The organism is Streptomyces sp. P5F9 (genome assembly GCF_057961495.1).
In genome coordinates this window covers 16,149-39,435 of record NZ_JBXVPZ010000035.1, presented here as the reverse complement: position 1 = coordinate 39,435, position 23,287 = coordinate 16,149, and the positions used below count along the sequence as shown (strand labels likewise).

Sequence of the window (23,287 nt, the reverse complement as noted above, 5' to 3'; positions counted from 1 at the left end):
TGGGCGGGGGGTGGCGCGGTTCCCGAGCGCGGAGGTTTGTGGTGCGCGCCCGGGCGCGCCGAGGGGGCCGGCGGAGTTGCGGGGGTCCCCGCGCCGGAGGCGGCGCCGGGTGAGCCAGGTGCCGTGCACCGAGCGAGCACCTGCACCCTTGTCGGCCGCCGCGATCGGCGTGGTCGCCCTACTGCTGGCGGGCATGGGGGGTGCGCTGCTCGTACGGGCCTCGCGGCGTGGGGAGTTGGAGCGGCGGTGGTGGGAGGTGCCGGCGCCGTTGACGGTGGCCGGGGTGATCGGCGTCAATGTCGGGGCCGGCGTGCCCGGCGTGCCCGGCGTCGCTGTCGGGGCCGGGCTGACCTTGTTGTTCGGTGGTCCGGTGGTGGCCGGGCTGCCGCCGCGGGCGCTGGGCCGCGGTACATGGCCGGCGAATCGGCGGCCGGCCGATCATGACCGGTGAGGGCAACAGATCGAATTCGCCCCGCGCGAGGCGTAGTTTGCGCCATCCTGAACGCCATGAGTCGAGGACCGATCGCTGACGCGGGTCGGATCTCAACTCCCTTTTCCTGCCTGCCTGCTCATCGCGTCGATCCGAAAGGGCTCAGCCCCATGGCCACACCCCGGTCCGCCGGAAGGACGCTCGCCGTACCCGAGCACACCGGCCGGACGACGCACGACCGCGACTCGGCGACGACCCACAAGGCCGCCGACCGCGCGCGGGCCGTCGACCTGGACGTATCGCACACACTGCGCGCAAAAAAGTGGAACGCGCCGCACGCGAAGAACTCCCACCCTTACGACAACGACACCCCCGGCGACCGCAACACCACCGCCGGTCGGCCCACCCCCGTCGCCTGACCCGCGCAACGCCCCTCCGCACCCACGCCGAGGGGCCCTCGTCATGAGCCGACGACACCGGCCCGACCGCCGACGACACCGCCGGCGGCACCCCGCACCCGACCCCACCCACACTTGAGCCACTCTTGATCACTTCATCAGACACCGACGGACCGGCGATACCCGTGCCTCTCCAGCCCATCCCGTCCGCCCAGGTGACCCCGGCCGCGTCCTGGCGCATTCTTGCTGTGTCACCCACCCGGCGCCACAGGGACGAGGTAGAGCCCCAATGACTGGGAGTGCCGAGCGCGAGAAGGGGACGCCCGGACGGCTCGCCGAGCTGCTCATCGACGCCTCGACGGAGGCGATCGACGCGGCCGGCGGCCACTCCGGGGGCGTCTACCTGCGGTCGAGCACGCCCGGACTGCTGCGTCTCGGCGTACTCGCGGGGCTGCCCGGGCCGCTGTTCCGCCCCTGGGGGCGACTGCACGTCGACAGCAAGTTCCCCGTCGCCGACGCCTACCGGCTCGGCGTGCACGTGGTCCTGCCGAACGCCACCGAGACCATGCGCCGCTATCCGCAGTTCGCCGCGAGCCTGCCGTTCCAGTTCGGGTCCCTGTACGTCCCCGTCATCGGCGGGTCGACGACGTACGGCGTGCTGACCGTGCTGCGGCCCTCCGCCCCGGACACCACCGAGGTGCTGTCGGGCCTGGACCGGATGACCGGGCTGGCCGAGGAGCTGGGCAGGGCGCTGGCCGAGCTGGAGGACGAGCACAAGGACGAGGACGGCCCGTACGTCGCCTGGGACGGCGAGCCCGTGTGCGTCCGGACGGCGGCCACGCATCGCCCCGAGGGGCGCATGGCACGGTTCGTATGGGATCCGAAGACCGCTGCCGTGACCGGGGACGGCTCCCTGCACGCCCTGCTGGGGGTGGAGCCCGCGGAGTTCCCCGGCACCGCGCAGGCGCTCGCGGACGTCGTGGCGCCGGGCGACACGTACCAGGTCATGGCCGCGCTGCGGGCCACGGCCGCCGGGAAGCCCCCGCCGCTGCCCCTGCGGGTGCGGGCGTCGGACGGTTCGGCCCGGCTGCTGGACCTGTGGACGGCCGCCACCGGGACCCTCCCGCCGGACGGCGGGTACCCGGTCAGCGGTGTCGTCGTCGACCCGGGCTCCGGGCCGCCGGCCGACAGCGTGGCCGATCTGCTGCCGGACGGCGTGTTCTGCCTGGACCGGCTGGGCCTGGTCACCTACGCCAATCCGCGCGCCGCCCAGCTGCTGGGCCGGCCGCGCGAGGAGCTGCTGGGCCGCCCGTTGTGGGAGGGCGTGCCCTGGCTGAACCAGATCGGCTGCGAGGACCAGCTGCGCGGCGCCCTGCTGTCGCTGGGGCCGGTGCACTTCCACGTCCGGCGCCCGGACGAGCGGGACCAGGGGCAGGAGCCGTACGACAGCGACTGGCTGGCGCTGGCCGTCCATCCGGGGCAGGACCAGCTGACGTGCACGGTGGCCCCCTCGACCCGGGTGGCGGGGCCGCCGCTGCCGCTGGTGCCCGTGCGCGCCGACGGGGACGGCGGTCCGGACAACGGCGTGACCTCGTTGGCTCCGCTGTACCGGCCGATCGTGCTCGCCATCGCGCTGACGGAGGCGGTCACCGCCCGCCAGGTGTCCGCGGTCGTCATGAAGGAGCTGCTGCCCGCGTTCGGCGGCCGGCGGCTCGCGATCTATCTGCTGCAGGAACGGCATCTGTACCTGGCCTGGGAGACCGGCTTCCCGCAGGGCTTCCTCGCCCCGTTCGACGGCGTCGGTCTCGACACCCGGCTGCCCGGGGTCGAGACCCTCACCACCGGACGGCCGCTCTTCTTCGACTCCATGCAGCAGCTGGCGGACGCCTACCCGGGCATCCCCCTGGACGCGGAGGTGGGCGCCCGCGCGTTCCTGCCGCTGATCGCGTCCGGGCGTCCGGTCGGCTCGGCCATCCTGGGCTTCGACCGGTCCCGCAGCTTCAGCGGCGAGGAGCGCGCGGTGCTCACCGCCCTCGCCGGACTGATCGCCCACGCGATGGAGAAGGCCCAGCGCTACGACTCCGAGGCCGCCCTCGCCCGCGGCCTCCAGCAGGCCCTCCTCCCCCGCCGCCTCTCCGCCCACCCGCAGGTGGAGACCGCGGGGCGCTATCTGCCGGGCACCCAGGGCATGGAGGTGGGCGGCGACTGGTACGACGTCGTCGAGGCCGGTGACGGCCTGGCGCTGGTCATCGGCGACGTCCAGGGACACGGCGTCCAGGCGGCCGCCACGATGGGCCAACTCCGCAGCGCGGTAAGGGCGTTCGCGCTCGGCGACCGGCCGCCCGACGAGGTGATGAGCGGCACGAACCACCTCCTCATCGATCTCGACCCGGGGCAGTTCGCGAGCTGCTGCTACCTCCGGCTCGACCCGGCGAGCGGGCTGGTCCGGGTCGCGCGGGCCGGGCATCCGCCGCCGCTGATCCGTACCCCGGACGGACGCACCCGCGTCTGGGACATACCCGGAGGCGTAGTCCTCGGGGTGGACCCGCACGCCCAGTACCCGGTCTCGGAGCTACGACTGGAGCCGGACTCCATCCTCGCGCTCTACACGGACGGCCTCGTCGAGCGGCCCGGTGTCGACATCGACGACGGCATCGCGGCCCTGCGCGTCGCCCTCGCGAAGGCGGGCGGGCCCGCCGCACGGCCGGGCGGGCGGTCCCTGGCCGGCGTCGCCGACCGGCTCACCGCGACCGCCCGGCACGCGGCCGACCGCCCGGACGACATCGCGCTGCTGCTCGCCGCCCGGCGCGCCAAGCCCGGACGGCACCCGTGAGCCCCGGCCGGCCACGGCCTGTCACCACCTGTGACGCCCCTCGCCTCCTGAGGTCGGGCAGTGTAGACATGGGCACATGGTCCGCCTGACGGGTCGGCCCGGGGCCCGGTCGACCCACCGCCCCGACGGTCTGCGCGCGCAGCGCCCGTACGACCGTGCCCGCCGGGCGCCCGAACACCGGCGAGCGCCGCTGGGCGGAAGGCTGGGCGGCCGCAGCGTCGCCGGGCAGGTGTTCATGCTGCAGCTGGTGATCGTGCTGCTGCTGGTCGTGTCGGCCGTGGTGGCACAGGTGCTCCAGGTGCGGCACGACAGCACGCAGGAGGCCCGCAACCGGTCGGTGGCCGTCGCCCAGACCTTCGCCAACGCGCCGGGCACGGTCGCGGCCCTGCGCAGCGCGGACCCCACGGCGATCCTCCAGCCGAGCGCCGAGGCCGCACGGAAGACGTCCAAGGTCGACTTCATCGTCGTGATGAACACCGAGGGCATCCGCTACACCCATCCCAAGCCGGACCGCATCGGCAAGAAGTTCGTCGGGGACATCGCCCCCGCGCTCGCCGGGCACGTCGTCACCGAGGAGCTGACCGGCACCATCGGGCCGCTGGTGCAGGCCGTGGTGCCGGTCCGGGGCCCCGGTGGCAAGGTCGTGGGTCTGGTGTCGGCCGGGGTGACGAAGGCGAACGTCGGCGGCGCCGCCGACCAGCAGCTGCCGCTCCTGCTGACCGCCGCCGGGGTGGCCCTCATCCTCGCCCTCGGGGGTACGGCCCTGGTCACCAGACGCCTGCAGCACCAGACCCATGGCCTGGGCCCGCACGAGATGACCCGGATGTACGAGCACCACGACGCGGTGCTGCACGCCGTACGGGAAGGCGTGATCATCGTCGGCGGCGAGGGCCGCCTGCTGCTCGCGAACGACGAGGCGCGCCAGCTGCTGGACCTGCCCGAGAACGCCGAGGGGCGCCTGGTCCTCGACCTCGGACTCGACGCCGAGATGACCGCGCTACTGGCCTCCGCGCGGGTCGCGACGGACGAGGTGCACCGGGTCGGCGACCGGCTGCTCGCCGTCAACCAGCGCCCCACCGACCTCAAGGGCGGCCCGGCCGGCAGCGTCACCACGCTCCGCGACTCCACGGAACTCCGCGCCCTTTCCGGCCGCGCCGAGGTCACCCGCGAACGCCTCAACATGCTCTACGACGCCGGAGTGGGCATCGGCACCAGCCTCGACGTGACCCGTACCGCCGAGGAACTCGCCGAACTGGCCGTCCCCCGCTTCGCCGACTTCGTCACGGTCGACCTCTACGACGCCGTACTCAGCGGCGAGGAACCGCAGCCCGGCACCGACCTGCGCCGCACGGCCTCCAGCGGGGTCCGCGACGACGCCCCGCTCTACCCGGTCGGCAAGCAGATCCAGTTCATCGCGTCCTCCCCGCAGGCACGCAGCCTCGACACCGGCGAGGCCGTCGTCGAACCCCGGCTGAGCGACGCCCCCGGCTGGCTCACCCAGGACCCCGAACGCACCGCACAGGTCGTCGAGTACGGCATCCACTCGCTGATCACCGTCCCGCTGCGGGCCGGTGCCCTCATCCTCGGCGTGGTCAACTTCTGGCGCTCCGACAAGCCCGATCCTTTCGACGTGGAGGAGCTGGCCCTCGCCGAGGAGCTGGTCGCCCGCGCGGCGGTCTCCATCGACAACTCCCGCCGCTACACCCGCGAACACGGCATGGCGGTGACCCTCCAGCGCAGTCTGCTGCCCCGCCGGCTGCCCGAGCAGAGCGCCCTCGACGTCGCCTACCGCTATCTGCCCGCGAAGGCCGGGGTCGGCGGCGACTGGTTCGACGTCCTGCCGTTGTCCGGCGCCCGGGTCGCCCTGGTCGTCGGCGATGTCGTGGGACACGGTCTGCACGCCGCGGCCACCATGGGGCGACTGCGCACGGCGGTCCACAACTTCTCCGCCCTGGACCTGCCGCCGGACGAACTCCTGGGCCTGCTCGACGAGTTGGTGGGCCGCATCGACCAGGACGAGACGACCGAGGACAGCGTCGCCCCGGTCACCGGCGCGACCTGCCTGTACGCGATCTACGACCCGGTGACCCTGCGCTGCACCGTCGCCCGCGCCGGCCATCCGCCACCGGCGCTGATCCGTCCCGACGGCACCGTCGAGTTCCCCGAGGTCCCCGCAGGACCTCCGCTCGGCCTCCTCGGTGGACTCCCTTTCGAGACAGCCGAGTTGGAGCTGGCCGAGGGCACCCGGCTGGTCCTGTACACCGACGGCCTGGTCGAGGACCGGGAGCGGGACATCGACGTCGGCCTGGAGATACTGCGCACCGCGCTCACCGACTCCGGCGACTCGCCCGAGGACACCTGCCGGGCCGTCCTCGACTCGGAGTTGTCGGTTCGCCCGAGCGACGACATCGCCCTGATCGTCGCCCGCACCCGCGCGCTGGGCGCCGACCGCATCGCCGAGTGGAGCGTCCCCTCCGACCCGGCCGCCGTCGCCGACATGCGCGCCTCGGTCACCCGCCGGCTCACCCACTGGGGCCTGGACGAGCTGACGTTCACCACCGAACTGATCCTCAGCGAACTGGTCACCAACGCGATCCGCTACGGCAACGACCCCGTCCGCGTCCGCCTGTTGCGCGACCGCACCCTCATCTGCGAGGTGTACGACGGCAGCACCACGTCACCGCACCTGCGGTACGCGGCGATGACGGACGAGGGCGGCCGGGGCCTGTTCCTGGTGGCCCAGCTCTCCGAGCGCTGGGGCACCCGGTACACACCGGCGGGCAAGGTCATCTGGGCCGAACAGGCCCTGTGATCAACCCGGTTCACGGGCAGCGCCCGCACCGGCTGCCGAGCCGGTACGGGCGCTGTCGCACTGCTTCCCCTGGCCGTCGAAGGCCTACTCGTCGATCGCCGACCCGAAGTGCGCCCCCTTCGCCGCGCCGCCGAGGTCCGCCGCGCTGTACAGCGAAGAGCCTTCGGCGAGCAGGCCGTTCGGGCCCGCGGGGAGCAACCACACATAGCCGTCACCGGAGTTCTCACCCGGCGCGGAGGCGACCAGTTCGGCGCGGCCGTCCGCGTTCGTGTCCGCCAGCCGGACCTGGGAGCCCCAGATGTCGTCGGCCTCGGCGGTGCCGGGAATGTCGGCGGTGTTCTGGTCGAAGGACTGGGCGCCGGTCGCGGTCACGCCGTGGCTCGAACCGCGCAACAGCCATACGGCGCCCGCGTCCTGGACGGTGCCGATGTCCTCGCCGGGCGCGCCGATCGCCACGTCCGCGTAGCCGTCGCCGTTCACGTCGCCCACGGAGAGGTCGTTGCCCCAGCCGTCGCCGTGCTCGGAGGTGCCGGGTACGCCCGGGGAGTTCTGCGACCACCACTGCGCGGGGATGCCGGGACCCTCCTCGCCGCCGACGCCCTCCGAACTGCCGAGGTAGACAGCGATCTTGCCGCCGTCGTCACCCTCGGCCTTGTCGTCGGCACTGCTGAGCTGGCCGAGGACGAGGTCGTCGTAGCCGTCGTTGTTGATGTCGCCGGAGGCGGTGCCGAGGCCGCCGTTCAGGTCCTGACGGTATGTCAGCGAGGTCTCGCCACCCGCGTAGAGGGCCGACCAGCCCTGCTGGTAGTCGTCGTCGGGGCTGTAGCCGGAGATGACCAGGTCGGCGAAGCCGTTGCGGTCGTAGTCGCCGGTGGTGAGATAGGCGGGCTGGATGCGGTGGCCGCCGGGGTGGGTGGTCGTGTCCAGGGTGCCGAGCGAGTGCAGGATGCCGGTGTGGTAGGTGAACAACTGGGCGCCGTTGTTGTCGAGTACGGCCATGGAGTCGCTGTCGGTCGCCCCGGTGAAGCGGGCCGCCGCCACGGACTGGCCGAACCGGTCGCCCGCCTTCGGGGTGGCGGAGGTGAAGGAGTCGTTGGTCTCGGCTCCGAGGCCCGCCTTGGAGCCGTAGAGGACGGTGACGCGGCCCGCGTTCTCGACTGTGCCCTCGTCCTCTCCGGGGGCGCCGATGATCGCGTCGTCGTAGCCGTCGCCGTCCACGTCGCCGGTGGCGATCGCCTGGCCGAAGGAGTCGTAGGTCTCCGAGGTGCCGGGGACACCGGGCGTGGACTGGCTGATGACGGCCGTCTTGCCCTTGGGGACCGTGGTGTTGGTGGCGATGCCGTTCGGGGCGCCGTACTGGACGGTGACGTAGCCGGCGCCCTGCTTGCCGTCGACGGTGCCCTCCGGGGCGCCGATCAGGACGTCGTCGTAGCCGTCCCCGTTGAAGTCGCTGTTGCGGTCGACGGCGCTGGTGCCGCCGGGGACGCCCGCGTAGCTCGCCGGTGCGGCGACGATGCCGGCGCCGGCCAGGAGCAGGAAGGTCGCGGACGCGACGGCGGCGGAGACCTTCTTGCGTGACACGTTCGTCATGATGTGTTTCCCCCGTGGGTCAAATTTGTTGCGGTCAGGGGGTTCGACACGAGACATGCCACGGTGGTTGTGGTGCCTCGGCGTGCTGTGACGCCTCAGTGACACTTGTTGCGCGGCCCGGACGAACGCGGCCGGATCAGCCGAGGGCCTTGTCCAGGTTGAACGCGGCGCTGATCAGGGCGAGGTGGGTGAACGCCTGGGGGAAGTTGCCCTGTTGCTCGCCGGTGCGGCCGATCTCCTCGGCGTACAGGCCGAGATGGTTGGCGTAGGTGAGCATCTTCTCGAAGGCGAGGCGGGCCTCGTCGACGCGGCCGGCGCGGACCATGGCCTCGACGTACCAGAAGGAGCAGATCGAGAACGTGCCCTCGTCGCCGCGCAGGCCGTCGGGGCTGGCCTGCGGGTTGTAGCGGTAGACGAGGGAGTCGGAGACGAGTTCCTCGGTCAACGCGTCCAGTGTGGACAGCCACTTGGGGTCGGTGGGCGCGATGAACTTCGCCAGCGGCATCATCAGCAGGGCGGCGTCGAGGACGTCGCTGCCCTCGTACTGGACGAAGGCCTGGCGTTTGACCGACCAGCCGCGGTCCATGATGCGGCGGTAGATGGTGTCGCGGCACTGGAGCCAGTGCGGGAGGTCGGCCGGCAGGCCGCGGCGGTTGGCGAGGCGGATCCCGCGCTCGATCGCGACCCAGCACATCAGCCGTGAGTAGAGGAAGTTCTTGCGGCCGCCGCGGGTCTCCCAGACGCCCTCGTCCGGCTGGTCCCAGTTGTCGCAGACCCAGTCGACGAGGGCGCACACGTCGTCCCACTGGGAGCTGGAGATGGGCTCGGCCCACTTGTCGTAGAGGTAGATGGAGTCGATCAGGGCGCCGTAGATGTCGAGTTGGAGCTGGTCGGAGGCCGCGTTGCCGACGCGGACCGGGGCGGATTTCTGGTGGCCTTCGAGGTGCGGGAGCTCGCGTTCGGTGAGTTCGGTGCGGCCGTCGATGCCGTACATGATCTGCAGCGGGCCGGAGGGGTTGCCGTCGCCGGGGCTGATGTAGCGGGTCACGAACTGCATGAACGCCTTCGCTTCGCCGGTGAAGCCGAGGCGCAGGAGCGCGTAGACGCAGAAGGCGGCGTCGCGGATCCAGACATAGCGGTAGTCCCAGTTGCGCTCGCCGCCGAGCTGTTCGGGGAGGCTGGTGGTGGGGGCGGCGACGATGGCGCCGGTCGGGGCGTAGGTCAGCAGCTTGAGGGTGAGGGCGGAGCGGTGGACCATCTCGCGCCAGCGGCCCCGGTAGCGGGACTGGGAGAGCCAGCGCCGCCAGTAGGCGACGGTCGAGACGAACTCGTCCTCGGCCTCCTGGCGTGCGCAGGGGCGGGAGGTCACCTCTCCGTCGACCTGGTCGAGGGCGAACACCTCGGACTCGCCCTCGTCGAGCTTGAAGTCGGCCCACACGTCGACGTCGTCGCACTCCAGGGGGACGGTGGCGGTCAGCGCGAGGGACCTCTCGGCGGACTCGAAGAGGGCCACGTCGCCGACCATCCGCGCGGTGTGCGGGGAGGCGCCGTAGTCGAACCTCGGGGCGACCCGCGTCCGGAAGGGGACCGAGCCGCGCACGCACAGCACGCGCCGGATCAGGCGGTGCCGGGCGGACGCGTCCGACTCCCCGGTCACCGGCATGAAGTCCTGGACCTCGCCGACGCCCTCCTCGGTGTAGAACCGGGTGATCAGGACGTTGGTGTCGGGGAAGTAGAACTGCTTGGTGCGCGCCGGGACGGAGGCGGCGAGCTCGAAGGAGCCGCCGCGTTCCGCGTCCAGGATCGCGGCGAAGACGCTGGGGGCGTCGAAGGACGGACAGCAGTACCAGTCGATCGTGCCGTTGGTCCCCACCAGCGCCACGCTCCGCAGATCGCCGATCAGTCCGTGCTCGGCGATGGGCAGATATCCGGGTCCGGTGGGGGTGTCCTGGTGGGGCGGGGTCTCGACCATCGCGGCAGCCTCCCTGGTTCGGGCCCGCGCGGGCCGGTTCCAGCTTAGGTTCAGGTTCTCCTTCGGCCACTCTTCCGGATGCACACTGGGGTCGGGCGAGGAATCGTGGGAGTGGGACCCACGGCACTCACCCGGTCCCGGGCGAGGAGGCACCATGTCGACAGCACAACCCGATGAAGGCACCGACCGCACCACTCCGGACGCCCTGCTGCACACCCGTACCGGTACCGAGGTGGCCCCGGAGGACGTGGTCCTGGCGGCAGGCCGGGACGTCACCCCGGAGAGTCTGGAGTGGGCCCGGCGGAAGATCGAGGCGGAGGGGACGGCCGCGCTGGACAAACTGCTGCCTTAGGCGCCTTGTCGGCACCTGGTTACCCGTTCACCCTTTCGGAGTGGGCGCTCCGGCTGACAGACTCCGGAGGTGCCCGACTTCGACATGCTTGTCATCGGTTCAGGACCGGGCGGCCAGAAGGCCGCCATCGCCGCGGCCAAGCTCGGCCGCCGGGTCGCCGTCGTCGACCGCCCCGACATGGTCGGTGGGGTCTCCATCCACACCGGGACCATCCCCTCCAAGACGCTGCGCGAGGCGGTGCTGTATCTCACCGGTCTCACCCAGCGCGATTTGTACGGGCAGAGCTACCGCCTGAAGGACGACATCACCGTCGGCGACCTCACCGCGCGCACGCAGCACGTGGTCAGCCGTGAAGTGGACGTCATCCGCAACCAGTTGTCCCGCAACCAGGTCTCCCTGTTCGCCGGCACGGGCCGCTTCGTCGACCCGCACACCATCGCCCTGACCGATGTCACGGGCCACGAACGGCTGTTGACCGCGGAGCACATCATCATCGCCACCGGCACCCGCCCCGCGCGCCCGGACACCGTCGAGTTCGACGGGCGGACCATCATGGACTCGGACAACGTCCTCGACCTGCCCAAGGTCCCGCGGTCCATGGTCATCGTCGGCGCGGGCGTCATCGGGATGGAGTACGCCTCGATGTTCGCCGCGCTCGGCAGCAAGATCACCGTGGTGGAGAAGCGCGCCGGGATGCTCGACTTCTGTGACCTGGAGGTCATCGAGTCGCTCAAGTACCATCTGCGGGACCTCGCCGTGACCTTCCGCTTCGGGGAGACCGTCGCCGCCGTCGAGCGGCACACCAACGGCACGCTGACCGTCCTGGAGAGCGGCAAGAAGATCCCGGCCGACGCCGTGATGTACTCCGCGGGACGGCAGGGCCTGACCGACGAACTCGACCTGGACAAGGCCGGCTTGTCCGCCGACCGGCGCGGCCGGATAGACGTCGACGAGAACTTCCGCACCGCGGTGCCGCACATCTACGCCGTCGGTGACGTCATCGGCTTCCCGGCGCTCGCGGCGACCTCGATGGAACAGGGCCGTACGGCCGCGTACCACGCCTGCGGTGAGCCGGTGCACCGGATCGACGACCGGCAGCCCATCGGCATCTACACCATCCCGGAGATCAGTTTCATCGGGAAGACCGAGGACCAACTCACCGAGGAATGCGTGCCGTTCGAGGTCGGGATCTCCCGCTACCGCGAACTCGCGCGCGGCCAGATCATCGGCGACTCGCACGGCATGCTCAAGCTGCTGGTCTCCCCCACGGACCGCACCCTGCTCGGCGTGCACTGCTTCGGTACCGGCGCGACGGAGCTCATTCACATCGGCCAGTCGGTGATGGGCTGCGGCGGCACGGTCGACTACCTCGTGGACGCGGTCTTCAACTACCCGACCCTCGCCGAGTCCTACAAGGTCGCCGCCCTCGACGCGACCAACAAGCTGCGGCAGATCGACCGGCTCGGCGACTGACCGTTCACAGGAGATTACTCGCTGGTCAATCTTGAAAGGTCAAGAGGTACGGCTATCATCACACCCACACACGGTGTGACCGTCCGCCGACGCAGCGGTTCAACGGGTATCCACCACCCCCTATTTGTTGTTCCGACCGGCCACTGACCCGAGGCCACCCCATCTCCGGGTCCGGGGCCGGTTCGCGCAACCCCCCACGTCGTGCAAGACGGAAAGCAGCGCATCCATGAGCAACAACAGGGGCAGAGGGCTACAGGCCAACGCCCTCGGTACGTTCGACACGGTCGTGATGGCCGTGGCGGGCAGCGCCCCGGCCTACTCGCTGGCCGCGACCACGGCGGTCCTGGTCGGCGCGGTGGGGCTGGCCAGTCCGGCGGCGCTCCTCTACTGCGCGATACCGATGCTGGGCATCGCGCTGGCGTTCAGCTATCTCGGCCGTATCGACGTGAACGCGGGGGCCAGTTACTCCTGGGTGGGCCGCACCCTGCACCCCTTTCTGGGCTTCATCAGCGGCTGGGCCCTGGTGGTCTCCGCGACCATCTTCATGGTCGCCGGGTCACTGCCCGCCGGGTCGATGACGCTGTCCCTCTTCGATCAGGGCCTCGCGGACAACACGGCGTGGTCGACGGTGGTCGGCGCCGCGTGGTTCGTGATCATGCTGCTGGTGGTACTCGGCGGCGCCCGGCTCACGGTCCGGGCCCAACTCCTCATGTCCGGTGTGGAGTTGAGCATCCTGGCGCTGTTCGCGGTGTTCGCCCTCGTCCACTCCGACAACGCCCGCGCCTTCGACTGGTCCTGGCTGGGCTTCAGTCACTTCGACGGGGTGTCCGGCTTCGCGTCGGGCGCGCTCATCGCCGCGTTCTACTACTGGGGCTGGGACGTCACCAGCAACCTCAGCGAGGAGACCCGCAACAGCCGTCGTACGACCGGACTCGCGGGCCTGATCGGCGTCGGCATCGTCTTCCTGCTCTTCGAGGTGTTCACCATCGCGGTGAACATCATCCTGACCTCGCGGCAGATCGAGAACAACGACGCCAACGTGCTGGCGGTGCTCGGCGACGAGCTGTGGCCGGGCTGGGGCGGCAAGTTGCTCATCGTGTCGGTGATGCTGTCGACCATCGCGACCCTGGAGACGACCCTCATCCAGGTCACGCGTTCGCTGTTCGCGATGGGCCGCGACCGTACGATGCCGGCCGCGCTGGGCAAGGTGCACCGCACCTGGAACACCCCGTGGGTGGCGATCACCGTGGTCGGCGGGGTGGCGCTGGTGATGTTCATCGTCTCGAACGCGCTCGGTTCGGTGGGCGAGATCCTCTCCGACGCGATCTCGGCGATCGGTCTGCAGATCGCCGTTTACTACGGCCTGGCGGGCCTCGCGGTGGTCGTCGCGTACCGCAAGATGCTGTTCAAGTCGGTGGCGAACTTCCTCTTCGGCGGGCTGTGGCCGCTGTTCGGCGCCCTGTTCATGTTCTGGATCTTCGTCGAGTCGCTCGGCGATCTGAGCGACGCGGCGATCGCCATCGGCATCGGCGGACTGGCAGTGGGGCTGGTCCCGATGCTCTGGTACTGGAAGCAGGGCAGCGACTACTACCGTCCCGCGCGCCTCGACGCCGCGCACACCGTCGAGACGGACTACGTCCCGGACGACTTCGTGCCCGAACAGTCCCGGGTCCATCAGGGTCTCCCGACCGACTTCTGAGGGTGCATCCGATGGCGCGAGACCGCTACATCCCCGACTTCGACCCCGACTGCGGGGACGCGTACCTCACTTCGGCCCGCCAGGACATCGTCATCGGCCGCTGGCAGGGCCTGCGGGACCTGCTGCGGGACACCGGCGCGCACTGGCTCGGCCGGGGCCACCGGATCCGGACGCTCGCGCAGGCCTGCGCGAGCAGTTCGACGGTCGAGTCGTGGCTGGCCGCCGAGCCGCACAGCGGCGACGCGCTCACGCTGCGCGCGGCGACGGAGACGGCCCGGGCGTTCAACGTGGCCATCGCCGCGGGCCGGGGCGTGCCGATCGACCGGAACCGTATCGACGCGGCCGTCATGGCCTGCCTCCAGGCCGCGGAGGCGTACCCGGACGACCCCACCCCGTGGATCTCCCTGATCTCCGTGGCCCGCCTGTATCCCTCAGGCGTACGACGCCAGGAACTCGCCCGCTGGTGGGACGAGTTGCACCGCCGCGACCCCTACAGCGTCGAGGGCCATCTCCAGGTCCTCCACTACTACTCCTCCCGCTGGCACGGCAGCCACGGCCTGATGTACGACTTCGCCCGCGACGCGGCGGGCGTCGCACCGCCCGGGTGCACCCTGCCGGTCCTGGTGCAGTACGCCCGCGTCGAGGAGTACCGCTACGCCCTCGACGCCGCGAAGGGCCACCAGGCGGCGGTGGGCCTCGGCCAGCACTGGACCCACGACGGCGCCGTCAGCGACGTCCGCCGCACCTGGCAGCGCTGGATCACCGCCCGTGAGGACGGCCCCTTCCCGCCCGGCGAACTCCGCGACCTCAACTACCTTGCCCATGCCGCCTGTTACGCGGGCACGAAGGACATCTCGACGGCGGTACTGGCGATGATGGGCCGCCGGGCGACGACGACTCCGTGGTCGTACACCGGGGATGCGGAGAAGCAGATCGTGAAGTGGCGCAAGGAGTTGGGGGTACGGACATGACGGCGGGGGCGGCACACGCACCGATTCCGCACCGCTGAACAGCGGCTACTCCGCGGGCTGTTGCGCCGGTTGGGCCAGGTTCGCCGTCCACTTGTCCTCGATGCGGCCGAACTTCCAGACCAGCAGGGCCACGATCCAGGTCGCGAAGAACAGGCCGACGATGAGGAAGCCGATGACGTTGAGATCGAGGCCCGCGACCCAGTCCCAGAAGAAGCCGTGGAGGTCGAGCTTCTCGGCGAACAGGCCCAGGAGTTCGACCGTGCCGATGATCAGGGCGACGGCGACGGACAGGCCGGTGATCGTGAGGTTGTAATAGACCTTGCGGACCGGCTTGGAGAAGGCCCAGCCGTAGGCGAAGTTCATGAACGTGCCGTCGATCGTGTCGAGCAGCGACATGCCGGCGGCGAACAGGACCGGCAGGCACAGGATCGCGTACCAGGGCAGGCCGGACGCGGCGCCCGAGCCCGCCAGGACCAGCAGCGCGATCTCCGTCGCCGTGTCGAAGCCGAGGCCGAAGAGCAGGCCCAGCGGGTACATCTGCCAGGACTTGGTGATCGACTTCATGAAGCGGCCGAGGATGCGGTTCATGAAGCCGCGGTTGTTCAACTGCTCCTCCAGCGCGGCCTCGTCGTAGTGCCCGGAGCGCATCTGGCGGAACACCTTCCAGATGCCGCCCATGATGACGAGGTTGATGCCGGCGATGACGTAGAGGAACGTGCCCGAGACGGTCGTACCGATCAGGCCGGTCACGTCGTGGAGCTGGGAGTTGTCGTCGCGGACCGGGTTGGCCAGGGCCTTCACGCCGAGGGAGAGCAGGAGGGTCAGGCCGAAGACGATGCTGGAGTGGCCGAGCGAGAACCAGAAGCCCACCGACAGCGGTCGTTGCCCCTCGCTCATCAGCTTGCGGGTCGTGTTGTCGATCGCCGCGATGTGGTCCGCGTCGAACGCGTGCCGCATGCCGAGCGTGTACGCGGTCACGCCCATGCCGATGCCGAAGGACTTCTCGCCGACGCTGTAGTGCCCCGGTGCCACGATCCACACGAGCGTGAACCAGCCGATCACATGCAGCCCCAGCACGAACGCGGCCATCCCGCCGACCCGGGTCCACTCCTGCCGCGTCATCGACGTACGGACGCGAGACCAGAGCGACGGCCGCGAAGCCGCGGTCGTGGCAGGGAGGGTCGGAATGGACTCGGGGGCCGCCGTCATCGGGGAGGGTCTTTCTGCCGGGTACAGGTACGGGTGCGAGCATGGCTGCGCGGTTGCCGCGAGCAACCTCGTGCCATCCTCCCGTACCTGCAACCCGTTCGCAGTAACGGTCGGCAAAGACCATGGCAGGTCTTGTTCAAAGGGAGTAAAAATCCCTGGTCAGGTCGCCATCAGACCCCGGCCGAGCCAGTCCTTGGCGTCCTTCACACCCGGCAGTGCGTAGAAGTAGCCGCCGCCCGTCGGGGAGATGTAGTCGACCAGGGGTTCGTCGATCAGCCTCGTCTGGGTCGCCTCGAACTGCCGGCGCACGTCCTGCTGGTAGCAGCAGAAGACGAGGCCCATGTCGAGGTTGCCCACGGCGTCGATGCCCCGGTCGTAGTTGTAGCCGCGGCGCAGGATGCGCGAGGTGTCGGTGGCGGCGGTGCGCGGGTTGGCGAGGCGGATGTGGGCGTCGAGCGGGATCGCCGTGCCCTTGGGGTCCTTGGCGTAGTGCGGGACGTCCGTCTCCTGAGCGCCGTCCAGCGGAGCGCCGGTGTCCTTGCGACGGCCGAACATCAGCTCCTGCTCGCTGAGCGAGACCCGGTCCCAGAACTCGACGAGCATGCGGATGATCCGGATCACCTGGTAGCTGCCGCCGCTCGCCCAGGCCGGCTCGCCCTGTCCGTCGCCGACCCAGATCAGCCGGTCGGTCTCGCGGGTGGACGTCACGTCCGGGTTGGCTATGCCGTCCTTGAAGCCGAGCAGGTTGCGCTGGGTGCCGGTGGGGCGCGGGGTGTTCTGGAAGCCGTCGATGCGCCACTTGATCTGCATGCCGCCGCGGGTGTGCCGGGCGATGTCGCGCAACGCGTGCAGCACCGTGTCCTGGCGGGCGCCGCACACCTGGAGCGACAGGTCGCCGTGGCACTCGGCGGCGCGCAGGTTGTCGTTCGGGAACGTCTTCATGGGGGTCAGTCGGCGCGGCTTGGCCTTGGCGAGTCCGTAGCGGTCGTCGAAGAGGGACGCGCCCACACCGACGGTGACCGTGAGGGCGTCGGCGGGTACGTCCGGTCCGAGGATGCCGTTGTCGGCGGGCGGCGCGCCGACGCCGAGGTCGGCGGGGGTGCCGCCGGAGGTGAGGAAGCGGGCCCGTTCGGTGATCGTCCGCAGCAGGTCGGTCAGTTCGGCCCGGTTGTCGGCGATCACGTCGAGGGAGACGAAGGTCGCGGCGGCCGGGGCGGGGGTGAGGATGCCCGCCTGGTGGGTGCCGTGGAAGGGGATCTTGGCGGCGTTCGTGGTGTCCGCGGCCTGCGCCTGAACCGCACCGCCGGTCTCGGCGAGCGCGAACGCCCCGCCGGCCAGCACGGCTCCGGCGGCCCCGGCACCGAGCGCTGTCCGGACGAAGGAACGGCGACCGGCTCCAGCCGGACAGCCAGGGGTTTCGGCGGACGGCATCGGGCGGTTCCCTTCACTGCGGGGGTTCTGGGTGGGGCGGGTGTTGTCGGTGCCGTATCGGTCGTTCTCGGCGCTCATCAGGCCGACTTCCTGATCTCCAGCAGGTCCGGCACCGGTGCCAGGTCCTCCAGCAACTGCCCGGTGGCGCCGTCGAGTCGGGCCTTCGCCGTCTCGTCCAGCTGCTCGACGGGCGTCCAACTGCCGCCCCGGTACGCCGAGTCGAGCAGCTTCTGCAGCCGGGCGATGTCGGAGTCGACGCCGGGGAGCAGCTTCGGCGACTCCTTGGTCAGCAGCGGCTTCAGTACGGTGAGCAGCTCACGCGTGCCGGCGAGGTTGCTGTCGACGGTCGCGAGGTTGGTGCCGCTGCCCTCGTCGGTGTCGCCGGTCAGCTCGAACTGCAGGGCGTTCTCCAGGATTTCGTGGGCCCGCAGCGGCAGGTCGCCCGGGTCGAAGTCCTGAGTGGGGAACGCCTTCTTCAACCCCACGACCGCGACGGCGAGTTGCTGTGCCGGCACCTTCAACTCGGCCGCCGACTGCCCGTGCCACAGCCCGTACTCGATGCGGTGGAAGCCCGCGAAGTCCTTGTCCTGGACTCCCCCGGCCAGCCCGTCGGCCCGGCCGTTGATCTTCTGGTCGAAGTCCTCGAAGGTGCCGTAGGCCGCGCCGAGGGAGGAGTACGTGCGGTGCGCGGTCAGCCAGTCGGTGCGCGCCTTGGCGAGGTGGTTGCCGGTGATGTCGGCGCTGAGCTGCCGCGTCTGGGTTTCGAGCGTGGCCAGACCCTGGTCGACGTACACCTTGTAGGCCTTGAGGGGTACGGCGAGGTCGTTCTCGGAGACGGGGACGACCGCCTTCACCGCGCCTCCCCCGCCGCTGACATGAACCGTGGCGGAGGTGACCGCCTTCGCGCCGGTGGGTACGCAGCGCCAGGCGTACGAGCCGCCCGCGACGGTGGCGACGAGGTCCCGGGTGGTGCCGGGCGCGAGGCCCTCGACCTCGCCGTAGACCGCGCTGGTGGCCGGGTCGATCAGGTACACCTCGGCGGTCTTGTCGCCGGTGTTGTGCATCTGGAAGGTCTGCCGGCCGGTGTCGGGCGCGGTGAAGCCCTTGCCGCACTCCGTCTCGGAGACGGCCACCGTCTGCGAACTCGCGGGCTTGGGGCGGGAGAAGGCGACGACGAGACCGGCCACGACCGCGGGTACGGCGACCACCGCGACCGGGACGACCCAGACGGGACGGCGCCGCGGTGACGGGGACGACTCGCTCGACTGGGGTGCCGCGGGTTCGGGTTCGGGCTTCTTCGTCTTTGCACCGCGCACGAACAGGGGCATCACCACCGCCAAGTAGCCGACGTAACCGACCACTTGGAGCCAGGTCATCGTGGGCATCAGGTTGAACACGCCCTGGATGAGGGTGCTGAACCAGGAGCCGGCGTCGACGCTGCCGCCGAGGTCGAAGGCGTAGGCGGCCAGGCCGGGGAGGATGCCGCCCTCCTGAAGGTCGCGCAGGCCGTAGCCGAGGACGCCGGCCGCGATGACGATCAGGACGACGCCGGTGGCGGTGAAGAACTTCGTCAGGTTGATCCTGAGGACGCGGCGGTACAAGCCCCAGCACAGGGCCGCCGCGAGGACGAGTCCGATGCCGGCGCCGGCCAGGGGGCCGGCCGACTCGCCGGCCGCGCGGGCCGTGGTCCACAGGAACAGGGCCGTCTCCAGGCCTTCGCGGCCCACCGCGAGGAACGAGGTGAGCATCAGCACGCCCGCGCCCATGCCGAGCGCGCCGGTCACCTTCTCCCTGATCTCGCCGGAGAAGGTGCGGGCCGAGCGCCGCATCCAGAACACCATCGCGGTGACGAACGCGACGGCGATCACGCTGAGGACACCGCCGAAGGCTTCCTGGGCCGTGGCGGAGAGGTTCGCCGCGGTGAAGGTGAGGACGGCGCCGAAGCTCAGCGCGAGGGCGATCGCGGCCAGGACGCCCGTCCACACCTGCGGCAGCCGGGACCTGGCGTCGGCGCGGACGAGGGTGGCGACCAGGATCGAGACGATGAGTCCCGCCTCCAGCCCCTCCCGCAGCCCGATCAGAAAGCTCGGAAACGCGTCGTCCCACATTGGGTGCGACCCCTCCTGGGTTAGTGCAGGCATGCCTTACTTCGCGGACCATCATGACTACATGCATGTAGTCGATCAGTCATGAATCGGCAACGACCGGGCAAAAGTGCGGAACTTCCCGCGGGCTGCAATCGTCTACAGTTGAGTAGACCGTCTACAGATTTGTAGTCAGAACGTTTTCAGTCAGACCGGCGGAAGGGCGCGCGACGATGACCACACCCCTGGACCTGGCCTCCCAGCTCGCCGTGAACGTGCTGGACGCCAGGTCGCTGCTGGCCGCCTTCGGTGTGCTGGGTGTCGGCGTGGTGATGTTCGCGGAGACGGGGCTGCTGATCGGCTTCTTCCTGCCCGGCGACTCCCTGCTGTTCACGGCCGGCCTGTTGTGCACCGGCGGCGCCGACAGAGCCGTGAAGCTGTCGTTGCCGCCCCTGCTGCTCGCGGCGGCGGTGGGCGCGCTCGCCGGGGCACAGTGCGGCTATCTGCTCGGCCGGAAGGCGGGCGGCGCCCTGCTCACCCGCAGCCGCTCGGCCCGCCTGCACGAAGGCGCCCGGCGGGCCGAGGAGTTGCTGGAGCGGTACGGCTACGCGAAGGCGGTCGTACTGGCCCGCTTCGTGCCCGTCGTGCGGACGGTCCTGAACCCGATGGCGGGCGCTCTCGGCGTGCCCGTCCGGACGTTCACCGTGTGGCAGGTGGCCGGCGGTCTGGTGTGGAGCCTGGGGCTGACGCTCGCCGGGTACGCGCTGGGTTCCTCGGTCCCGAACGTCGACAAGTACCTGCTGCCCATGGTCGCCCTGATCGTGGTCGTGTCGCTGCTGCCGCTCGCCGCCGAGGTGCACCGCTCCCGCAAGGCCACCCGCGCCGCCAAGGCCGGGGAGGTGCGCGGATGATCCTGGTCGCCTTCCAGGGGTCGTCGATCGACGGCGAGGCCTACACGGATGTGGTCGACTCCGCTCAGCACGCGCCCGGTTGGCTGGACGGCGCGGTGTCGGCGTGGTCGGCGTACGGGCTCGTGGTGTTCGCCGTGCTGATGGTCGTCGGGTGGTGGCGGGCGCGCCGGGCCGGTGCCGAGGCGGCGCTGACGGCGCTGGCCGTGCCGGTGGTCGTGGTCGCCGCGTACGGCATCGACTCGCTGCTCAAGTCGGCGGTGCGGGAGAGCCGACCCTGTCAGACCCTCCGGGTGGTCACACTGGAGGCGTGTCCGGCGCGGGGCGACTGGTCCTTCCCCAGCAACCACGCGACCATCGCGGCGGCGGCCGCGGTCGCCCTGTTCTTCGTCTCCCGCCGGCTCGGTGCGGTCGCCGCCGTGGCCGCGCTCGCGATGGCGGGCTCCCGGGTCTGGGTGGGGGTCCACTATCCGCACGACGTCGTGGCGGGCGTGGCGGTCGGCGCGCTCCTGGCGCTCGGCGCGATGGTCCTGCTGAAACGGCGACCGGAGTCACTGACCCGGCGGATCACGGCCACCCGGCTGCGACCGCTGCTGATGTCATGAACCGCAAGGACACCGCCGAACTGGCGGGCAGCGCGGGCCTCGGCGCCTGGACCGCGTTCGGCGTGCTGAGCATGGTCGTGATCGGGCACGAGGGCGCTCCGCTCTTCACCGACGAGGACGCGCTGTCCTGGTCCGTCGCACACCGCCCGGACGTGGCGCTGGCGTTCGCCCGCGGTCTGACCGCGACCGGCACGGGCGTCATCCCGTACGTCCTCGTCGTCCTCGCCGGACTCCTCACCGGCCGCACCACACGCCAACGCCTCCTCGCCGCGACCCTCGCCCCGGCCTGCCTCGCCGCCGGCCAGGGCCTGCGCTACGGCGTGATGGAACTGATCTCGCGCCCCCGCCCGGCGCTGAGCAACTGGGCGGGCCATGCCTCGGGTTGGTCCTTCCCATCCGGCCACACCACCACGGCGGCGATCACCGCCGGACTGGTGATCTTCGCGATATCCGTGCGCGCCCCGCACGGGAGAACCCCGCTCTGCCTGGCCGTCGGCTGCTGGGGCGCGCTGGTCGGACTGACCCGGGTGTATCTGGGCGTGCACTGGTTCACGGATGTGCTCGGTGGCTGGCTGTTCGCCGTCGGCTGGCTCGGGGTGTGCGTGTGCGCGGCGGCCCGGTGGATGCCGGCGCGGTTGACAGCCGACGGGGCGGATCCGGCCGAGCCGGCACGGGACCACCACGGAAGCGGACCTGCCGATGGGCGTGCTCACCGGTAGGCGTGCTCAAGCGGAAACGGCGGCCGATGCCGAACTGCGGGGCGACCGAGACACCGTGCCCGGCACCGGACGCCGTGGGCGGTACGGCGGTACCGGCCGAGCAGTCCGAGATCCTCGGTGCGGTCACCGTCCAGGCTGTAGTGGTGGTCCGCCCGCTCGTGATCCAACTCGGTGCAGCCGTGCGTCTCTTGAGCCCGTGGCCCAGCCGGTGCCGGAAGACGCACGTCCGTCTCCGCCGCGTCGTCGCCCGTGGTGTCCGATGCGTCGGTCTCCAGCTCGAACCAGACCTCCTTGCCCTCCTCCACGAGGCGGCTGCCCCAGCGGTGGGCAAGCGCGTCGACCAGGAACAGGCCGCGGCCGTTCTCGCTGTCGGGGTCGACGTCGAGGCCGTCGTCGTGCTCGACCCGCCGGTGCGGCGGTCGGGGAAGGTGCCGCCGCTCGTCCGCGACCTCGCAGCGCAGTATGCCGACGCCCAGGGACAGGGTGAGCCGGTAGCGGCCGCCCGCGTGGACAACCGCGTTCGTGGCGAGTTCGCTGACCAGCAGTTCGGCGATGTCCACCAGGTTGTGGAGGCTGTACTCGGCGAGCCGCTTGCGGACGAGTTCCCTGGCCTGGCGGACCGAGGACTTTCCCGGGCCCAGGATCGTCGTACAGCCATCGCCCACGGTCGGCAGGCCGCGTGGGCGGTCGTTCGGCATGGTCGTTTCCCTTCGGCCCCTGGGGCGTTCGGCTCGTGCGGTGCGAGGCCGGGTCCGCCAACAGACCCGGCCTCGTATCCACCATGCGTCCGCCGTGCCCTTCGAGGCGCGGGGGGAACTACCCGAATCCGCGGGCCGGTTCGTCAACCTGCCGATACGAGGGCCGTCTCCATACGGATGGTCCACCCCTCTTTCGCCCCGTCGCCGGACCTCATGTCGACGAACTCGCAGACCTGGCGGGTGTGCCAGAGCCCGTCCTCCGGCCGCGCTTCGGCACCCGGCGGCCGGAAGCCGAGGAACGGGTCGGTGATACGGCCGCGCGGGGTGCGCAGTTCGCAGGTGATGCGCTGCCGGGTCGACCACAGCCGCAGGTGTGCGCGGTCGCAGCCCTGGGACGCCGCGTAGCGCGTGGCGCCGGACACGGCCTGCCCGAAGCGGGCCGCCTCGTCGGGTGCCATGCCGCGCGCCCGTGCCTGGTCCGCCGCGAACCGGTGGCCGGCGGTCAGGTCCCCGTCGAGGCCGACGCCGACCGCGTCCCGCGGCGGCGCGGGCAGCGGGCCGAGTCCCTGGGTCGCGTAGACGGCGGGCTCCGTGAAGAGCGAACTGGGCTGAACACCTTGCCGGTTGAGTTCCGTCGGGTGGGTGTGCCGGGCGGCGTCGACGACGTCCGGTGGTGCGGTACGGGTGTCGTACAGGCACATCAGGTCGGGCGGGGCGCCGGTGAAGAGCTCGGTGGCGAGTGCCTCGTACCGTTTCCACTCGGGGATCTGGCGTGGCGAGCGGCCGTCCCAGACCGGCTCGCCCGTCATGTGGAGAAGGCCCTCGGGGCTCGCGTGCGTGACGTAGTAGTCGAGGGCGGTGGCCATGCTGTTGGCGGGGCTGCCGCGGTACCAGCGCGCGGAGTCGCGGAAGTCGACCTGGCGGGCGTCCGGGCCGAGCGCGTCCCGCAGCAGGTCCAGTTTGCGGGGGGTGGTGATGACCACCGGGTCCGGCTCGTCCTCGGCGACGATGCCGTCCCTGAGGAACGGCACCACCACCGCCAGGAACTCCTCGTCGGACGAGTGGATGCCGGCGTGGTGCTTCACGCAGGGGACGGGTGGGAC

Annotated in this window: 19 protein-coding genes; 11 read left to right on the top strand and 8 right to left on the bottom strand. The window is 71.0% G+C overall.

Annotation, left to right across the window (positions count from 1 at the left end):
- Positions 1-195 (bottom strand): hypothetical protein (locus AC31A1_RS09325; protein ID WP_489652789.1); only part of this gene is annotated, 195 nt, incomplete at its 3' end.
- Between AC31A1_RS09325 and AC31A1_RS09320 the strand changes: the two genes are divergently transcribed.
- From AC31A1_RS09320 to AC31A1_RS09305, 4 genes are all read left to right on the top strand, one after another.
- On the top strand, positions 194-451 hold the full coding sequence (locus AC31A1_RS09320) for a hypothetical protein (RefSeq protein ID WP_489652788.1): 258 nt from the start codon (positions 194-196) through the stop codon (positions 449-451). The two genes, AC31A1_RS09325 and AC31A1_RS09320, sit on opposite strands and share 2 nt — an antisense overlap.
- A 149-nt stretch (positions 452-600) precedes the next feature.
- The gene (locus AC31A1_RS09315; protein WP_489652787.1) at positions 601-849 is read left to right on the top strand and encodes a hypothetical protein; all 249 of its coding nucleotides are present in this window, start codon (positions 601-603) and stop codon (positions 847-849) included.
- Between the two features lie 268 nt (positions 850-1,117).
- The gene (locus AC31A1_RS09310) at positions 1,118-3,661 is read left to right on the top strand and encodes a SpoIIE family protein phosphatase (RefSeq protein ID WP_489652786.1); all 2,544 of its coding nucleotides are present in this window, start codon (positions 1,118-1,120) and stop codon (positions 3,659-3,661) included.
- A 76-nt stretch (positions 3,662-3,737) separates the two neighbouring features.
- Positions 3,738-6,473 carry a SpoIIE family protein phosphatase gene (locus AC31A1_RS09305; protein WP_489652785.1) on the top strand — a complete coding sequence of 912 codons (2,736 nt, stop codon included), beginning with the start codon at positions 3,738-3,740 and terminating at the stop codon, positions 6,471-6,473.
- Between the two features lie 84 nt (positions 6,474-6,557).
- On the opposite strand, the gene AC31A1_RS09300 is transcribed toward AC31A1_RS09305, so the two are convergent.
- The gene (locus tag AC31A1_RS09300) at positions 6,558-8,063 is read right to left on the bottom strand and encodes an esterase (RefSeq protein WP_489652784.1); all 1,506 of its coding nucleotides are present in this window, start codon (positions 8,061-8,063) and stop codon (positions 6,558-6,560) included.
- 136 nt (positions 8,064-8,199) lie between these two features.
- The gene (locus tag AC31A1_RS09295; protein WP_489652783.1) at positions 8,200-10,035 is read right to left on the bottom strand and encodes a glycoside hydrolase family 15 protein; all 1,836 of its coding nucleotides are present in this window, start codon (positions 10,033-10,035) and stop codon (positions 8,200-8,202) included.
- Between the two features lie 154 nt (positions 10,036-10,189).
- Here AC31A1_RS09295 and AC31A1_RS09290 point away from each other — a divergent pair, with 154 nt between their 5' ends.
- The 4 genes from AC31A1_RS09290 to AC31A1_RS09275 all read left to right on the top strand — a co-directional run bounded on the left by AC31A1_RS09290 (position 10,190) and on the right by AC31A1_RS09275 (position 14,530).
- A complete protein-coding gene (locus AC31A1_RS09290; protein ID WP_489652782.1) occupies positions 10,190-10,387 on the top strand; it encodes a hypothetical protein in 198 nt (65 codons plus the stop codon).
- A 69-nt stretch (positions 10,388-10,456) separates the two neighbouring features.
- The gene (gene sthA / locus AC31A1_RS09285; RefSeq protein ID WP_489652781.1) at positions 10,457-11,860 is read left to right on the top strand and encodes a Si-specific NAD(P)(+) transhydrogenase; all 1,404 of its coding nucleotides are present in this window, start codon (positions 10,457-10,459) and stop codon (positions 11,858-11,860) included.
- A gap of 226 nt (positions 11,861-12,086) precedes the next feature.
- Positions 12,087-13,559 carry an APC family permease gene (locus AC31A1_RS09280; RefSeq protein WP_489652780.1) on the top strand — a complete coding sequence of 491 codons (1,473 nt, stop codon included), beginning with the start codon at positions 12,087-12,089 and terminating at the stop codon, positions 13,557-13,559.
- Positions 13,560-13,570: 11 nt separating this feature from the next.
- Entirely contained in the window at positions 13,571-14,530 is a 960-nt protein-coding gene (locus tag AC31A1_RS09275; RefSeq protein WP_489652779.1) for a hypothetical protein, read from the top strand.
- 45 nt (positions 14,531-14,575) lie between these two features.
- Here the strand turns inward: AC31A1_RS09275 and nicT are convergent, their stop codons facing one another.
- The 3 genes from nicT to efeU all read right to left on the bottom strand — a co-directional run bounded on the left by nicT (position 14,576) and on the right by efeU (position 19,278).
- Positions 14,576-15,739, bottom strand: coding sequence for a Nickel transporter NicT (gene nicT / locus AC31A1_RS09270; protein ID WP_489652778.1), 1,164 nt, complete (start codon positions 15,737-15,739; stop codon positions 14,576-14,578).
- A gap of 159 nt (positions 15,740-15,898) precedes the next feature.
- Entirely contained in the window at positions 15,899-17,170 is a 1,272-nt protein-coding gene (gene efeB / locus AC31A1_RS09265; RefSeq protein ID WP_489652791.1) for an iron uptake transporter deferrochelatase/peroxidase subunit, read from the bottom strand.
- A 77-nt stretch (positions 17,171-17,247) separates the two neighbouring features.
- Positions 17,248-19,278: an iron uptake transporter permease EfeU gene (gene efeU / locus AC31A1_RS09260; RefSeq protein ID WP_489652777.1), complete on the bottom strand. Its 2,031-nt coding sequence runs from the start codon at positions 19,276-19,278 to the stop codon at positions 17,248-17,250.
- Positions 19,279-19,487: 209 nt separating this feature from the next.
- Between efeU and AC31A1_RS09255 the strand changes: the two genes are divergently transcribed.
- The 3 genes from AC31A1_RS09255 to AC31A1_RS09245 are packed head-to-tail and all read left to right on the top strand — an operon-like array spanning position 19,488 to position 21,486.
- Positions 19,488-20,165, top strand: a complete 678-nt coding sequence (locus AC31A1_RS09255; RefSeq protein WP_489652776.1) for a DedA family protein — start codon at positions 19,488-19,490, stop codon at positions 20,163-20,165.
- The gene (locus AC31A1_RS09250; RefSeq protein WP_489652775.1) at positions 20,162-20,767 is read left to right on the top strand and encodes a phosphatase PAP2 family protein; all 606 of its coding nucleotides are present in this window, start codon (positions 20,162-20,164) and stop codon (positions 20,765-20,767) included. Before AC31A1_RS09255 ends, AC31A1_RS09250 begins: the two co-directional genes overlap by 4 nt.
- On the top strand, positions 20,764-21,486 hold the full coding sequence (locus AC31A1_RS09245; protein WP_489652774.1) for a phosphatase PAP2 family protein: 723 nt from the start codon (positions 20,764-20,766) through the stop codon (positions 21,484-21,486). The genes AC31A1_RS09250 and AC31A1_RS09245 overlap by 4 nt, the downstream gene beginning before the upstream one ends.
- On the opposite strand, the gene AC31A1_RS09240 is transcribed toward AC31A1_RS09245, so the two are convergent.
- Together AC31A1_RS09240 and AC31A1_RS09235 are read right to left on the bottom strand one after the other, a co-directional pair.
- On the bottom strand, positions 21,477-22,184 hold the full coding sequence (locus tag AC31A1_RS09240) for an ATP-binding protein (protein ID WP_489652773.1): 708 nt from the start codon (positions 22,182-22,184) through the stop codon (positions 21,477-21,479). The two genes, AC31A1_RS09245 and AC31A1_RS09240, sit on opposite strands and share 10 nt — an antisense overlap.
- 143 nt (positions 22,185-22,327) lie before the next feature.
- Positions 22,328-23,269: an anti-sigma factor RsbA family regulatory protein gene (locus tag AC31A1_RS09235; RefSeq protein WP_489652772.1), complete on the bottom strand. Its 942-nt coding sequence runs from the start codon at positions 23,267-23,269 to the stop codon at positions 22,328-22,330.
- Between the last annotated feature and the right edge of the window lie 18 nt (positions 23,270-23,287).